Genomic DNA, 14,876 nt, shown 5'->3' on the forward strand with positions numbered 1-14,876 from the left:
TGACGAATTTATTGACCCTCTCGAGGCTTTGATCTTTAACCTTAACTAATGTGTGTGAATGCGTGATAGATTGTGATATCAGCAAGGCAGAAACTGGCGTTTGCCATACGAGTGTGAGAAGGAGTTTCAGTGATTATCTATCTTCATGGCTTTGATTCAACAAGCCCAGGAAACCACGAAAAGGTCATGCAACTTCAGTTCATTGACCCAGATGTTCGTTTCATTAGCTACAGCACACTTCATCCCAAACACGATATGCAGCATTTGCTCAAAGAAGTCAGCAAGCACATTGAACTGTCTGACGACAAGCATCCGATAATATGCGGCGTGGGTCTTGGTGGTTATTGGTCTGAACGTATTGGTTTTCTTACTGGTTTAAAGCAGGTGATATTCAACCCAAACCTGTTCCCACAAGAGAACATGGAAGGCCGAATTGATAGGCCCGAAGAGTATGCTGATATCGGCACAAAATGTGTTGAAGATTTCCGTGTTAAAAATGCAGGTCGTTGTTTAGTCGTTTTATCGACACACGACGAGTTACTGGATAATTCACGCAGCAAATCCACACTTAGTCCATATTATGAAATTATTTGGGATGAAGTGCAGGGGCACAAATTCAAGAGCATTTCTCATCATCTTCAGGCAATAAAAGCGTTTAAAGAGCAAGCTTAATATTCAGGTTTACTTTTGGGACATTCACACAAAGGACATGAGTTGTTACAGCTCATGTCCTTTGTGTTTTCATCACGTTATCAAACATCGTTAATACCAACTGAATTGAACGTTTTCACTGCATTTGGCATGCATTCACAGATATAAAAATTGATTGAGATCAAGTGATCTGTATAATGGATTCGACTTATTGATCGTGACGTTGAGCGCAAAACACTAAAAGCAAATAGCGCGAGAACAGAACCAAAATGAATAAAAAATCTGTTACTCACACCACCTCATGCGATCAAGATTTTACCTCACCTCCTACATACACCTTTTCTTTCATCACGCGTCACTAACGCGGGATGTAGCACAATTTTTTCGTATTAAAATCATGGTGAGGAAGTAATCGTGACCAAAATTATCGTAGTCGGTGGCGGTGCCGGTGGCCTGGAATTGGCAACCAAACTAGGCCGCACACTTGGCCGTAAGGGACGCGCCAAGGTCACTCTTGTTGATCGTAAGGCAAGCCATTTATGGAAGCCTCTGTTGCATGAAGTAGCGACTGGTTCATTGGATGAAGGCGTGGATGCGATCAGCTATCGTGCACACGCGAGAAACCATTACTTTGACTTTCAGTTAGGCAGTTTGGCTAACATCGATCGTGACAATAAAACCATTCAATTGGCAGCGTTGCACGATGACGAAGATGGCGAACTGTTGATGCCTGAGCGTGAGTTAAGTTATGACATTCTTGTGATGGCGATTGGCTCTACATCCAATGACTTCAACACGGAAGGTGTTCGTGATCACTGCATTTTCCTAGACAGCCCAGAACAAGCACGTCGTTTCCGAAATGAAATGAACAACGAGTTCTTAAAACTTCATGCAAAATCTGGCAATGGCTCTGTGGATATCGCGATTGTTGGTGGTGGCGCGACGGGTGTTGAGCTCTCAGCAGAACTTCACAATGCGATTAAAGAACTGCACAACTATGGCTTCAAAGACTTAGACAGTTCTAAGCTGAACGTGACCTTGGTGGAGGCGGGCGAGCGCATTCTTCCTGCATTGCCACCGCGAATTTCAGGTGCAGCGCAGCAAGAATTGATCAAGTTAGGTGTAAATGTGCGCACCGCGACCATGGTTGTGAAAGCGGAAGAAGATGGTTTGACGACCAAAGATGGCGACAAGATCTCAGCGCAAATCATGGTATGGGCAGCAGGCATTAAAGCGCCAGATTTTCTGAAAGAGATCGCAGGGCTTGAAACTAACCGTATTAATCAGTTAGTGGTGAAACCTACACTGCAAACTACGCGTGACGACGATATCTTCGTGTTAGGGGATTGTGCAGCATGCGAGCAAGCTGATGGCACCATGGTGCCTCCGCGCGCTCAGTCAGCGCACCAGATGGCCAGTCGTTGTTTCTCAAACATCGTAGCGAAAATCACCGACCGTGAGTTGAAACCTTATATCTACAAAGATCATGGGTCTTTAGTGTCACTCAGTCGTTTTTCTACCGTGGGTAGCTTGATGGGTAACCTGACTAGTGGCTCAATGATGGTTGAGGGGCGGCTTGCGCGTCTGGTATACATTTCGCTATATCGCATGCATCAAATCGCGCTTCATGGGGTGTTAAAAACCGGATTGATGATGGTTGTGAGTCGAATTAACCGCGTGCTTCGACCGTCGTTGAAACTGCACTAAAATCTAATATTGAATATTAAGCGGCTGATTAGCCGCTTTTTTTATACCTGATTGTTGGCTGGGTTCAGCGATGTTAAGCGTGGGTGTGTTGGGCGACTGATTTTTAGACTGCTAGGTTCTATTGCTTGGCATGCTGGGTGCCATGCGGATAATTTTTCAACAGGCAATGGTTTGGATTTAATGTAGCCTTGGATATACTCACAACCTTGCGCGTTGAGCCAAGTCAACTGTTCGTCAGTTTCAACGCCTTCGGCAACGACCTCTAGTCCCAATACTCGCGACAACTGGATAATAGCGGCACATAAGGTGGATGATTTATCTTCTTCTCCGTGGATGCTGGTAATAAAGTGCCTGTCTATCTTCAGTACATCAAATGCATATTGTTGTAGCACCGCGAGAGACGAGTACCCAGTGCCGAAGTCGTCAAGATAAAGGCGTATTCCGATATGTTTTAGCTCAGATAGCGACGCAGCAGTGGTTTTTCCATCTTCCATCAATATGGATTCGGTAATCTCAATGCCCAGCTTTTTATGGGGTATTGCATGTGTTTCCAGCAATGTCTTAACGAAGCCAATAAATGTAGGGTCATTGAGTTGTTTTGGCGATACGTTCACCGTGATCCCTGGAAAGTGATCATTTTCGGCGATTTTTTTCCATTGGGCCAACAAGCCACAAACGTTGTTCAGTACCCAGCGACCAAGCGCATGAATTTGGTTAGTGTCTTCGGCAATTGAGATGAAATCCATCGGAGAGATATTGCCAAGCGTTGGGTGGTTCCATCGAAGTAGTGCCTCAAAATGGGCGACATTATCCCCTCTACATATTGGCTGGAAGACGAGAGAAAACTGTTTGTTATCGATGGCATAAGAGAGTTCTTGTTCAATATTGAAACGAGTTTGAATGCGCTTGAGCATCTTCTCGTTATAAAAGGTGATAGCTTCACCACTTGCTTTCGCGTGATACATCGCGATATCCGCTTGTTGAATAATGTCCAACAAGGTAAATCGATATTCGGTAATTCTTGAGATGCCGATACTTGCACCGACCTGAATGTTATGTCCGTCAATCATGTAGGGCTGATCGAGCGCGTCACGGTATGTGTTGGCGAAACGACGGGCGCTTTCTTGGTCGACGATGCCACTTAAACAAACAACAAACTCGTCCCCACCAAAACGGAAACTGCGATGCTTTTCTGGCGTTGCAAAATAAATTCTTTCTGCCACCGCCTGCAAAAGCTTATCACCGATAAGATGCCCAAGAGAATCGTTCACCTGTTTGAACCTATCAAGGTCGATGAAAAGGATTGAAAAGCCGTCACTTTCACCAAGTTGTAGCTGCAATTGTTCCTGCTTGAGTCTCTTTTCAAGTGCTAGTCTGTTGTTGAGTGAAGTGAGGTTATCGTGATAGGCCTGAAAACGCAGCTTTTTGGTTTGCTCCTTAACCAATCGATTTGCCAGTTCAAGCCGGCTGGAATACGACCATACACAAACACTCGTCGCAAACGTTAATAGGATACCAAGTACTGTCATGATAATGCTGTATCGATACCCCATGAAGTTCTGATTGGTATGAGCGAAGGCAATCCAAAGTCCCTCTTCACTGCCGGGGATTTTAACTAAATGACGCACGGTTTCGGTATGAAGATCCGGAGATGATGTTGACTCATCGCCGGATGAAAAGAGAAGCGAAGATGCGTCACCTTTAGCGCTAAATTGAGGCATCACCGAAATATGTAGATTATCGAGTGTCTTATAGTCAGGCCAGATGGCGGCAAAGAATGAATCAAAGTAGATGGAAGTAACAAGGTAGCCACGTAGTTTCTCGTTGTTCATTACCGCGGAAAAAAGACGAACACCGCTTCCCGTGTCCTGAACAAAAAAACTGGCTTCAGGTCGTCGCTGAAAGAAAGCTCTTTCCATCGCATAAGCAAATTGACACGTAGATTCTGCTCGCCAACCTATGTAGTTTTCTGCCTGATTTTGCGGTGACACATACAACACTGGGAAGGTGAAATCGTTCAGAGACCATGAACAATTGTCGGTGGTTTGGGGGAACAGTTTGTACCCGACGTAACTTTGGCCTTCTGTGTTTATCACTTGGTCTTCAAATTGGGAGCTGGAAACCTTGGCCACCTTCGGAAGCCAGAAAACCGAATGAATGCCAGACCCTTCTCGGGTGCTGCTGGCAAGGAATTGCTGGAATTTTTCTTTATCTAGACTTTCACTGCTCTGGAAGTACAACTGTGCGGTTAACTGCAGTTCATTAAAGGAGAAAAACGCTTTCTCGAGTACTTTGAGCTTTTGCTCTATCAATGTATTGAACGTACTTTGACGTTTTTCGGCTTCAAGATAGTTGACTGAAATGCCACTGCATATGGCGATAACGGTGCCGATAGCGCAGATGATCCAGTGAAGCTTTTTAGAGAATATATTTTTCATCGAACATGAACCAAGTGGTGCTGATACTCTCAATTATAAGAATCACTGTGACAGTTTCGTTCAGATATGATTTCAGTTACGTGACAGCGTTTTCCACTTTTCTATTTTTCTATTTTTTATTTATATAAATCAGTGCATTGTAAATAATTCTGGAGGGGGCGATGTATCACGCTTTGGACGTTGTAGTGAGAAGTTGCGATGAAGCGCAATGCCCGAGAATCCTTAGATATTAATAGAAGGGGATATGTTGATTGGCACGATAGAAGGTTAAAGCGCAAATGAGATTTAGTGAGAACACAAAATGTCTTCGGGTATCAAGCTATACACCAAGCCTTCTTTAGGCGACCCGTCATACATGTAACGATTTCTTGCTTTGCATTCGTAAGTCGCACCAAGCTTTTCTGCAATACGGATACTGGCTTGGTTAGCAGGGTCCATCACGAGTTCGAGTCGGGTTAACAACAAATGGCTAAAGGCGAGGGTTGCAGCAATTTCAGAGGCTTCATGTGCATAGCCTCGGCCTTGAGAAGCGGTTGCTATCCAATATCCTAAATTTGCCATGTTCGCGACGCTGTCTATGCTCGAGATGTAAATGCAACCAACGAAAGTGCCTGTCTCTATTTCAAATGCAGCCAGTTCGAAGCTGCTGCCCGTGAGCCAACCTTGACGGCTTCGGTTTATCCAAGCCTCAGCATCTAAATCATCAAACCCTTCATGGCACCAATCAAGCCAAGGCCCCACGGTATCTGAAGATTGGCTAATCGCATCGCGCAAAGCAATGACATCGATTCGATTTAGCGCACGCAGAAGAAGGCGCTCTGTTTGAAATTCCAAGTTAGCTTGCATGGTGTATACCGCAGTCATCTATGGTCAATGGGGAGTCCAAGTTAAAGCAGAGATAGATCAGTATAGATTGGTGCTTTAAAACAACGCCCTCATGAGAGGGCGTTGTTAACGGTGTTTATTCGGCGCGAGTAACTTGAATAATCAGTCCCATAAGTGGGTGATCAAGGTAGTGGATTTCACCACTGCGCATTCTGCGCTTTTGCTCGAAGGAATAGGGCTTGAGATATTTTTCAATTGCATAAGTACGCTCAAGCTTCTGGAAGCCAGCGAATTGGCTAGTATCACCCGTTTCGGTGATTTGAGTGCCATCAGTCATGATGCCGTCCAACTCAGTTTCTGGCTGGTTTGCTAGCGGTGCAGCCACTTCGTTGACATCTTGCAGGACTTTTCGCTCACCAGGCTCGCGAAGCACGAGGTCGGTTTCAATGAACAGATAGTGCTGAACGTAAACACGAATAAAACCGTCTAGCTCATACATCGAGCCGCTTTGTTTTTCTTCGCCCGCGTAGCCAGTAGTGGTGTTTAGCGGCGCATCTTTGGCTGTGCCATCAGTGTAGTATTCCTTGCCATAGTTTTTGCCTGCGGTGAAACGCAATTTTGGCATGGCATTCTTGCTGCCGTCATTCTGACGCCAAGCGGTATGCAAGAGAGGTTTGAAACCAGCATGATTGGCTAATCTGTTGTATTCCGCATTCAATTGCCAATCACTCTTTGGCAGCAATTGGATCCCTCTTGCTGATAGTGTGGCCGAGTCGAACACAGAAACCGCATTAGAGAAATTGATGTTAGGTTGCGAATCCGGCCAGTTTTCCTGAACGTTATCAGGGCTCTGGTTGCGTTTAAATACAATCACTTCAACGTCAAACCAACGTTCTGCGATTGATGGCCAGCTAATGGTGCACAGCAGCAGGAAAATTAGCTTCTTCAAAGCATTACTCCGTTAATAGCATCTCGTCGCCTGTTCTCAGGCGACCAATAGGTTGTCAGCAAATTGAATCAGTAGTGTTTCGACAAACTCGACCCGTGCTCTGCGATCAGTCAATGATTCGACAATTTTGAGCTTGGTAGGTCCGTCGAAGCGATATCGAGTTGGGTGCGATTGTAACAGACCCACTAGGAAGCCGGGATCAATTTGGGCGTTTTGGTTAAACTCGATCACACCGCCTTTGTCGTGGGCATCTATCTTACGTACACCCAGTTTCGCTGCATCTAGTTTGATTTGCTGCACCTTTAATAGGTTCGATGCGGCATCCGGTAGAAGACCAAAACGGTCGATCAGTTCAACGCGCAATTCTTCAACGTCATCCTGAGAGCGTGTGCCTGCAATTCGCTTGTAAAGCGACAGTCGGGTATTGATATCAGGAATATAGCTGTCGGGTAGTAACGCAGGTAGGCGTAATTCAACATCGGTTTGTTGGTTCAGCAAATCTTCTAAAGACGGTTCTTTGCCATCTTTGAGTGCTTCTACCGCTTGCTCCAGCATCTCCATGTATAGCGTGAAACCTACCGAGTGAATTTGTCCGCTTTGTTCTTCGCCCAGTAATTCACCTGCCCCACGAATTTCTAAATCATGGGTTGCCAAGGTGAAACCAGCGCCCAAATCTTCCAACGATGAAATGGCTTCAAGACGCTTAACAGCATCTTTCGTCATGCGTTTTGGATGCGGGGTGAGCAGGTAAGCATAGGCCTGATGGTGTGAACGACCGACACGCCCGCGCAATTGGTGCAACTGCGCGAGGCCTAAACGGTCTGCGCGATCCATCAAAATGGTGTTCGCTGTCGGGACGTCAATACCCGTTTCGATGATGGTGGTACACACCAATACATTGAAACGCTGGTGGTAGAAATCCGACATGATGCGCTCGAGTTCGCGTTCACGCATTTGCCCATGTGCCACGGTAATGCGTGCTTCTGGTACGAGTTCTGCAAGTTCGTCGGCGGTTTTTTCAATACTGTCGACATCATTGTGAAGGAAATAAACTTGGCCACCACGCATGATTTCGCGAAGCAGTGATTCTCTGATCGTGGCATTGTCCCGCTCACGAACAAAGGTTTTGATCGCCAGTCGGCGTGACGGTGGTGTGGCGATGATCGACAAATCACGCATGCCGCTCATGGCCATGTTTAAGGTGCGAGGGATTGGCGTGGCGGTGAGCGTTAAGATATCGACATCTGCGCGCATCGCTTTCACTTTTTCTTTTTGACGTACACCGAATCGATGTTCTTCATCGACAATCAGTAAACCCAGATCGTTATATTTCACATCACTTTGTAGGAGCTTGTGTGTGCCGATCAAGATGTCGACTTTACCTTCTGCACAATCTGCCATGATCGCTTTTTGCTCTTTCGCGGATTTAAAGCGTGAAAGCACTTCGACACGAACGGGCTGGTTAGCGAAGCGGTCACGGAAGTTTTCAAAATGCTGCTGAGCGAGCAGGGTAGTCGGCACGAGAATAGCGACTTGTTTGGCGTTATTCACGGCGAGAAAAGTTGCACGCATTGCGACTTCGGTTTTACCAAAGCCGACATCACCACACACTAAGCGATCCATGGCAAGAGGTTGGCACATGTCTGATAAAACAGCATTTATCGCTTGGGTTTGATCGGGCGTTTCTTCAAACGGGAAGCCGGTACAGAAATCTAAATAGGCTTCACGATCATGTTTAAACGCAAATCCGACTTTGGTCGCGCGCTTGGCATAAACATCGAGAAGCTCTGCGGCGACATCTCTGACTTTCTCTGCTGCTTTTTTCCGTGCTTTTTCCCATACTTCGCCACCAAGGCGATGCAGTGGGGCGGTTTCTTCTGCGCCACCACTGTAGCGGCTGATCAGGTGCAATGAAGCGACAGGCACGTAAAGTTTCGCGCTTTGCTGGTACTCCAACGTGACGTATTCGGTTTCAATGCCGCCCGCTTCGAGTGTTTGTAAGCCTAAGTAGCGCCCAACACCGTGTTCAAGGTGAACAACTGGCTGTCCGATCTGCAATTCTGCTAGATTTCGGATCATGGTGTCATTGTTGGTAGTGGTTTTTTTGTCGCCACGGCGACGCTGTTGAATGACGCGTTCACCCAGCAGGTTACTTTCACAAATCAGCGCAAAATCTGGACTTTCAGCGACAAAGCCTATTTCGGCAGGGCCGACAATCATGGCGTAAGGCGTTGGCGCATTGAGCGCTTCGTCTAATGTGGTGCAAACCAGTGGGCGAATTTTGATCCGCGCGAGCAGATCCAGCATGGCTTCACGGCGTCCCTCCGTTTCCACTGAGAACACAATCTTGCCTTTGAAATCTTCTGTGAACTTACGCAGTGTACCCAATGGCTCTTTGAGTTGCTGATTGACGGTCAGTTCAGGCAGCAGTTTTACCGGGGCATTAAATCGACCTGCTTTTTGCTCTGTTGTACCAATGTCGAGTTTGATACGGGGGTAGGCTTTAAACGCACCAAACAATTCTTCAACGTTTTGCCAAATATCGATCGGCGGAAGCAAAGGGCGAAGCGGATCAACGCGACGTTGATCGAAACGATACTCGGCGTCGGTCAGGAATTGTTTTGTTGCAGCTTCTAGGTCACCTTTGGTGAGCAGTAGCGTATCGTCAGGCAGATAATCAAACAGCGTTTCTGTCTGTTCAAAAAACAAAGGTTGCCAGTATTCGATACCTGCGGGCCATGTTTTCTTGCTGACTTGTTGATAGATAGATTCGGGTTCGCGTCGCGCTTCAAAACGCTCTCGCCAACGCACACGGAATTGCTCAACGGCGTCGTCATCGGTTGGGAATTCGTGAGCGGGAAGTAAGTTAATGTGCTCAAGCTCTTGCGTCGAACGCTGATTCTCAGGATCGAACTCTCGAATGGTGTCGATTTCATCATCAAAGAAATCGATACGATACGGTTGGTTTGAGCCCATCGGGAACAGGTCAAGTATCGAACCGCGGCTTGCATATTCGCCGTGCTGGATTACTTGGTCAACGTGGCGATAGCCAGAAAGCTCGAGCTTATAGCGCAATTTCTCAAGAGAAAGTACATCGCCTTTTTTCACCATGAGCGCATGTTGAACCAAGAAGGAGCGTGGCATAACGCGTTGCAGCAAAGTGGAAACGGGAATAATCAATATGCCAGCGGTTTGCTGGGATAATTGATAAAGGCGTGCGATACGATCTGAAATAATGTCTTGATGCGGCGAGAAATTGTCATAAGGCAGCGTTTCCCAATCGGGGAACACATGGCACGCTTGCCCGGTGAATTGTTGGATCTCGGGCTGTAATCTAAGGGCCGTTTGGTTATCTGGTACAACGAGCAGCATGAACCTATGCTGCTGGTCAGCCAGATTGGCAATGGTTAAAGGCAGTGAAGCGCCAAGAAGATTGGCAATAACACGTGTGTCACCTGCTTTGGTTGGTGCAGGCAAATCAAATAAAGCGTTGTCTGTCATGAGTCGGGGCTTAATTATCTCGTTCTAATGCGCGCTGTCGGAGGAGTTTCTGCTGTTGATGCAATGCAGCACGTATCAGCACATCTCGGTCTTCTTCTTGAAGGCGAATGTATTTCATGCCCACGGCGTATTTACCATTTTTCTCTTTGCAGCCATAAACGCTACCGTAACAGTAAATTGCTGAGGGTGGGTTCTCAAGAAAGAGTTTAAGGCGAATATGTTGGCCTTTTTGAAAAGCTTTCTTTGCAATGAAAGTCAGGCTGCTCGCACCGAAGGTTTCGGTTTGATAGCGCAGTTTTGGATTATCTTGTTGAGCCAGCATAAAACCGAGGAGCAAATTAATTTTTTCATTCTGAGCAATAAGATATTTACTCAGTGCATGGCCATCATCATGGCGTAGCGCGTGAATTTCCTTTTCGACGCTACTGTCAATGTCGCCACATTGGCTGGCGATACGAAACGCAACGGGGATTTCACGACCAAACTCTACCTCTGAAGGCACCTGCTCGCCGTCACCTAATTCTTCAACATTGATTTTTAGGTGCGCATGCACGGAAAAGTATTGCTCTTGACTCATGATGTATCCTAATGCTTTGTAATCTGTTGATTATACCCAAACTGACCCATTATGCATGTTTCTACGCGAATAACGCCGTTTCCAGTTTTGAGGGAAGAAATCGGGTATATGCCGCTTTCGTTTTGTTTCGCAAGAGCGGATGGGGCCAAAGGTTTAAGAAGAATGGAACGATTTGCCCGAAAAAGCGCCTAACCGCTGATTGTGAGTCGGCGTTTCGTGGCAATCCGCTGACCTAAAAGGTATTCTTGCAACTCATTACACTCGAAATTTAACGGTCTGCTGCGGTGTTTATACTTGGGTGTCTACCAAGCAGACTGAATCACTCGTTGAGAATTCAATTTATGTTTCACCCGTTATCGGTGTTTATTGGTCTGCGTTATCTGCGCGGGCGATCAGGTGATAAGTTTGGGCGGTTTGTGTCGTACATGTCGACCGCAGGTATCACAATTGGTGTGATGGCGTTGATCACTGTGTTATCCGTGATGAATGGCTTCGAAGGGCAATTGAAACACCGTATTTTGGGGGTCATTCCTCAAGCGGTTATTTCTGGTGACTCAGAGTTAGCGCCGGATGTTAATACGATCGCTAAGTGGGAGAGTTTGGTTGATACTGCGCCCATCGTGAGCACGGATGCGGTGGTGCAAAGCCCTGTATCTATCGGAGCAGGACGCTTGTTGGGTGTTGACCCTGGTAGTCCTGAACCTATTCGAGAGTTTATGGTTCGAGGCTCATTTGATCAGTTGCTTCCGGGCAGTTATAACCTTGTGCTGGGGCGAAAAACCGCGCGCTCGCTTGACGTTTCAGTCGGCGATAAGGTCCGTGTGATGATCACGAGTGCAAGTCAGTTTACGCCTGTGGGCCGTATCCCTTCTCAGCGAAATTTTACTGTCACTGGTATCTATGACACTGCAACGGATGTTGACGGTCAACTTATGTTTGCCAACTTGAATGATGTGGCGAGATTGATGCGCCTACCTCGCTCACAACCTGCCGATCTTCGTCTTTTCATCACAGACCCATTCGACGTGCCAACTCTTAAGCAAGTGGCAGAAACCATGGGTTATGAATGGTCAGATTGGCGAGAACTGCGCGGCGAGTTATTCCAAGCGGTGAAGATGGAAAAAAACATGATGGGCTTAATGCTAAGCCTGATCATCTTGGTGGCGGCATTTAACATCATTTCAGCATTGATTATGGTCGTAATGGAAAAGCAATCGGAAGTGGCGATATTGAAAACACAAGGCATGACCCAGAAAAACATCGTGGCGCTTTTCGTGGTTCAGGGGGCGAGCAGTGGTGTGATTGGCGCCATGCTTGGTGGTCTGTCGGGTACGCTGTTGGCCATTAACATCAATGAAATTATGCACCTTTTTAATGTTAGCTTGCTAGGTAACGGCATAGCACTGCCTGTTGTTGTGAAACCTGAACAGATTCTATCTGTTGTCTTGGGCGCGATTGTGCTCAGTCTTCTTGCTACTTTGTTCCCGTCATTTAAGGCGGCTTCTGTTCGTCCAGCTGAGGCGCTTCGCTATGAGTAATGCATTGTTAACCTGTTCAAACGTCGTTAAAACCTATCAAGAAGGCGAGTTGAATACTCAGGTGTTGAAAGGTGTGTCTTTTTCGATTGATAAAGGCGAACTGGTAGCGATTGTGGGTGCGTCTGGCTCAGGTAAGAGCACCTTGCTCCACATATTGGGTGCATTGGATACCTTGACTGAAGGTACGGTGCATTTTGATGGGAAAGATTTGATCAAAATGCGCGCCTCTGAGCAGGCCACGCTGCGCAATCGTAATATCGGTTTTATTTACCAGTTCCATCATCTTTTGGCGGATTTTACCGCGTTGGAAAATGTGGCGATGCCGTTGATGATTGGCGGAGAAAAACCGGTGGAAGCAAAGCGCCGTGCATTGGAGATACTGGAAGCGGTGAGTATGGCGCATCGCGCAGAGCACAGACCTTCCGAACTGTCTGGCGGTGAGCGCCAGCGTGTTGCGATTGCGCGCGCCGTGGTTAATCGTCCTGCGTTGGTGCTGGCTGATGAGCCGACCGGCAATCTCGATCATAAAACGGCGTTAGATATTTATGATTTGATGCGTCAGCTAAATCGTGAATTTAATACGGCATTCTTGGTGGTCACGCACGATAAGGAACTGGCGAGCAAGATGGATCGGCAGTTATCGATGTTGGATGGTCAGTTTGTTGAGCAGCAACAGCCAGAGGCCGTCGCACCATGATTGAACCGTTAGCGCTGTTTATTGGGCGTCGATTCAGTAAAGCGAAGCGCCGCAACAAGCTGGTGTCATTTATCTCTGTGTCTTCCATGATTGGTATCTCGGTGGGCGTGATGGTGATCATTGTTGGGCTGTCAGCCATGAATGGTTTTGAGCGCGAGCTGAATAATCGCGTGTTAGCCGTGATCCCACATGCGCAACTTGAGGGCGTGAATACACCCGTCAATGCATGGAAAGAAATGCAAGAAACCGCCGTTGCGAATCCACGAGTGGTGGCGGGAGCGCCTTATGTCACCTTGACGGCGCTGTTGGAAAAAGGCGTAAACCTTAAGCCCGTTCAGCTCCGTGGGATCGATCCGTCACAAGAAGCCAACGTCAGCAGTATTAGCGACTATGTACTGGGGGATGGTTGGGCGTCGCTCACGGCAGGAAATAATTCAGTTGTGCTGGGTAAAGGCATTGCTGATGCGTTGAAGGTTAAAAAAGGCGACTGGCTCACCGCGCTGGTGCCTTCTCCTGATCCTGAGCTTAAGCTGCGAGCGCCAAAACGTATTCGCCTCCAAGTATCGGGGATTCTGAGCTTGGGAGGACAGGTCGATCACGGGCTGGCCTTAATTCCAATTCAAGATGCACAGCAATACCTTGGCATGGGTGAAGCGGTATCTGGCGTGGCGTTGAAACTGAGCGATCCTCTGGATGCCAGAAGCATTGTGCGTGAGGTGGGCCAAACGCTGAAAGAGTATGTGTACCTTAAAAACTGGACGCAGGAATACGGCTTCCTTTATCGCGATATCCAAATGGTGCGAGCCATTATGTATCTGGTCATGGTGCTCGTGATCGGCGTCGCCTGTTTTAACATTGTTTCGACGCTCATGATGGCAGTGAAAGACCGCGCAGCAGACGTGGCAGTGTTGCGTACCATGGGCGCAAAAGATGGATTAATTCGATCTATTTTCGTCTGGCATGGCTTGCTGTCTGGTTTGTTTGGTAGCTTGATTGGCTCAGTGGCAGGGTGCTTGATTGCGCTTAATCTCACCACTATCGTGGGCGGCATTGAACGCTTAACGGGGCAAGACTTTCTCTCAGGCGACATCTACTTTGTGGACTTCTTGCCGACTGAACTGCATTACAGCGATGTGTTGATGGTGTCTGTGACAGCGGTGGTGTTGAGTCTTTTGGCGACGTGGTATCCGGCTCAACGTGCCTGCAAACTACAACCGGCATCGGTATTGAGTGCGAGATAGTGTTTAGTGAATAGATTATGCACCAAGTCTTTTGATTACTTCGATGATATCCCATTGATATATCATCAAGTTACAGAGAATAGATATAACAGCGTCTAATCTGTCGCAGCCGATGAATAATTAAAAAAATACCCCGCCATTGCGGGGTATTTTTGTATCTGCTGCTGAGTGCTCATTGACTGTGAGGTTACTCAGGTATGTCTCGGCTCTTTCTCTTTAGTGATTTCATTTTTGGTAATCGCAAACGACGTTTTTGCCAGCTTCTTACGACTGAATAACGCCAAAGCCCTTGAACACCAAAATAGCCAACGATGGCAAAGAAAATCCCACAGACTAAACAACCGAGTAGGAATGGAGGGCCAATCTGATTCATTTGACTAAACAGGAAATCCCACGTCAGTTCAAAATGAAAATGAATATTGGGTGTTCCCAGCAACCATGCTCCCACCTTGTACGAGCCATAAAAAATCACAGGCATGGTGATGGGGTTGGTGATCCAAACCAACGCAATCGACAGGGGCAAGTTAACCCCAAACATGATGGCAAGACCTGCCGCCATGATCATTTGGCTGGGAAGGGGAATAAAAGCCATAAAAAGGCCAACGGCGAATGCACCGGATGCAGAGCGTCGATTCAAACACCAAAGGTTCGGGTCATAAAGCAGATTGCCAAAGACCGCGAGCGCTTTTTGTTTGCGAATCACGTCGTGTCTGGGAAGAAACTTTTTAAATATTTTTCTTGGCATAGGTATT

11 protein-coding genes are annotated in these 14,876 nt (G+C 47.0%); 5 read left to right on the forward strand and 6 right to left on the reverse strand.

What is annotated here, in order from left to right; translation table 11 throughout:
* The first annotated feature begins 129 nt into the window (after positions 1–129).
* Complete coding sequence (gene ycfP, locus ACED36_RS15995) at positions 130–672, forward strand: alpha/beta hydrolase YcfP (RefSeq protein ID WP_016962374.1); 543 nt, start codon at positions 130–132, stop codon at positions 670–672.
* Positions 673–1,065: 393 nt separating this feature from the next.
* The gene (locus ACED36_RS16000) at positions 1,066–2,358 is read left to right on the forward strand and encodes an NAD(P)/FAD-dependent oxidoreductase (protein ID WP_016962373.1); all 1,293 of its coding nucleotides are present in this window, start codon (positions 1,066–1,068) and stop codon (positions 2,356–2,358) included.
* Positions 2,359–2,399: 41 nt separating this feature from the next.
* Here the strand turns inward: ACED36_RS16000 and ACED36_RS16005 are convergent, their stop codons facing one another.
* The 5 genes from ACED36_RS16005 to ACED36_RS16025 form a co-directional block, all read right to left on the reverse strand.
* The gene (locus ACED36_RS16005; protein ID WP_371733528.1) at positions 2,400–4,796 is read right to left on the reverse strand and encodes an EAL domain-containing protein; all 2,397 of its coding nucleotides are present in this window, start codon (positions 4,794–4,796) and stop codon (positions 2,400–2,402) included.
* 285 nt (positions 4,797–5,081) lie between these two features.
* A complete protein-coding gene (locus tag ACED36_RS16010) occupies positions 5,082–5,660 on the reverse strand; it encodes a GNAT family N-acetyltransferase (protein ID WP_371733529.1) in 579 nt (192 codons plus the stop codon).
* A 97-nt stretch (positions 5,661–5,757) separates the two neighbouring features.
* The gene (locus tag ACED36_RS16015) at positions 5,758–6,570 is read right to left on the reverse strand and encodes a peptidoglycan binding protein CsiV (protein ID WP_016962370.1); all 813 of its coding nucleotides are present in this window, start codon (positions 6,568–6,570) and stop codon (positions 5,758–5,760) included.
* 36 nt (positions 6,571–6,606) lie between these two features.
* Positions 6,607–10,071 carry a transcription-repair coupling factor gene (mfd, locus tag ACED36_RS16020; RefSeq protein WP_371733530.1) on the reverse strand — a complete coding sequence of 1,155 codons (3,465 nt, stop codon included), beginning with the start codon at positions 10,069–10,071 and terminating at the stop codon, positions 6,607–6,609.
* A 10-nt stretch (positions 10,072–10,081) separates the two neighbouring features.
* Entirely contained in the window at positions 10,082–10,648 is a 567-nt protein-coding gene (locus tag ACED36_RS16025) for a PilZ domain-containing protein (protein ID WP_016962368.1), read from the reverse strand.
* Positions 10,649–10,989: 341 nt separating this feature from the next.
* On the opposite strand from ACED36_RS16025, the gene lolC reads away from it, so the two are divergent.
* From lolC to lolE, 3 genes are read left to right on the forward strand one after another with little or no spacing between them, the layout of a single operon-like run.
* On the forward strand, positions 10,990–12,186 hold the full coding sequence (gene lolC / locus ACED36_RS16030) for a lipoprotein-releasing ABC transporter permease subunit LolC (RefSeq protein ID WP_371733531.1): 1,197 nt from the start codon (positions 10,990–10,992) through the stop codon (positions 12,184–12,186).
* A complete protein-coding gene (gene lolD / locus ACED36_RS16035; RefSeq protein WP_016962366.1) occupies positions 12,179–12,883 on the forward strand; it encodes a lipoprotein-releasing ABC transporter ATP-binding protein LolD in 705 nt (234 codons plus the stop codon). The genes lolC and lolD overlap by 8 nt, the downstream gene beginning before the upstream one ends.
* Positions 12,880–14,124, forward strand: a complete 1,245-nt coding sequence (gene lolE, locus ACED36_RS16040; protein WP_371733532.1) for a lipoprotein-releasing ABC transporter permease subunit LolE — start codon at positions 12,880–12,882, stop codon at positions 14,122–14,124. The genes lolD and lolE overlap by 4 nt, the downstream gene beginning before the upstream one ends.
* Before the next feature lie 187 nt (positions 14,125–14,311).
* Here lolE and ACED36_RS16045 read toward each other — a convergent pair whose 3' ends face one another.
* Entirely contained in the window at positions 14,312–14,869 is a 558-nt protein-coding gene (locus ACED36_RS16045) for a DUF2062 domain-containing protein (protein ID WP_016962364.1), read from the reverse strand.
* Positions 14,870–14,876: the final 7 nt, after the last annotated feature.

This window comes from Enterovibrio sp. FF113 (assembly GCF_041439165.1).
Taxonomy (GTDB): domain Bacteria; phylum Pseudomonadota; class Gammaproteobacteria; order Enterobacterales; family Vibrionaceae; genus Enterovibrio; species Enterovibrio norvegicus_A.

What these genes read in the sequence shown, in the direction of transcription:
- lolD (WP_016962366.1), top strand. Translation starts at nt 12,179, where the DNA reads ATGAGTAATGCATTGTTAACCTGTTCAAACGTCGTTAAAACCTATCAA.
- ACED36_RS16025 (WP_016962368.1), bottom strand. Translation starts at nt 10,648, where the DNA reads ATGAGTCAAGAGCAATACTTTTCCGTGCATGCGCACCTAAAAATCAAT.
- ACED36_RS16010 (WP_371733529.1), bottom strand. Translation starts at nt 5,660, where the DNA reads ATGACTGCGGTATACACCATGCAAGCTAACTTGGAATTTCAAACAGAG.
- lolE (WP_371733532.1), top strand. Translation starts at nt 12,880, where the DNA reads ATGATTGAACCGTTAGCGCTGTTTATTGGGCGTCGATTCAGTAAAGCG.
- ACED36_RS16045 (WP_016962364.1), bottom strand. Translation starts at nt 14,869, where the DNA reads ATGCCAAGAAAAATATTTAAAAAGTTTCTTCCCAGACACGACGTGATT.
- lolC (WP_371733531.1), top strand. Translation starts at nt 10,990, where the DNA reads ATGTTTCACCCGTTATCGGTGTTTATTGGTCTGCGTTATCTGCGCGGG.
- mfd (WP_371733530.1), bottom strand. Translation starts at nt 10,071, where the DNA reads ATGACAGACAACGCTTTATTTGATTTGCCTGCACCAACCAAAGCAGGT.
- ACED36_RS16005 (WP_371733528.1), bottom strand. Translation starts at nt 4,796, where the DNA reads ATGAAAAATATATTCTCTAAAAAGCTTCACTGGATCATCTGCGCTATC.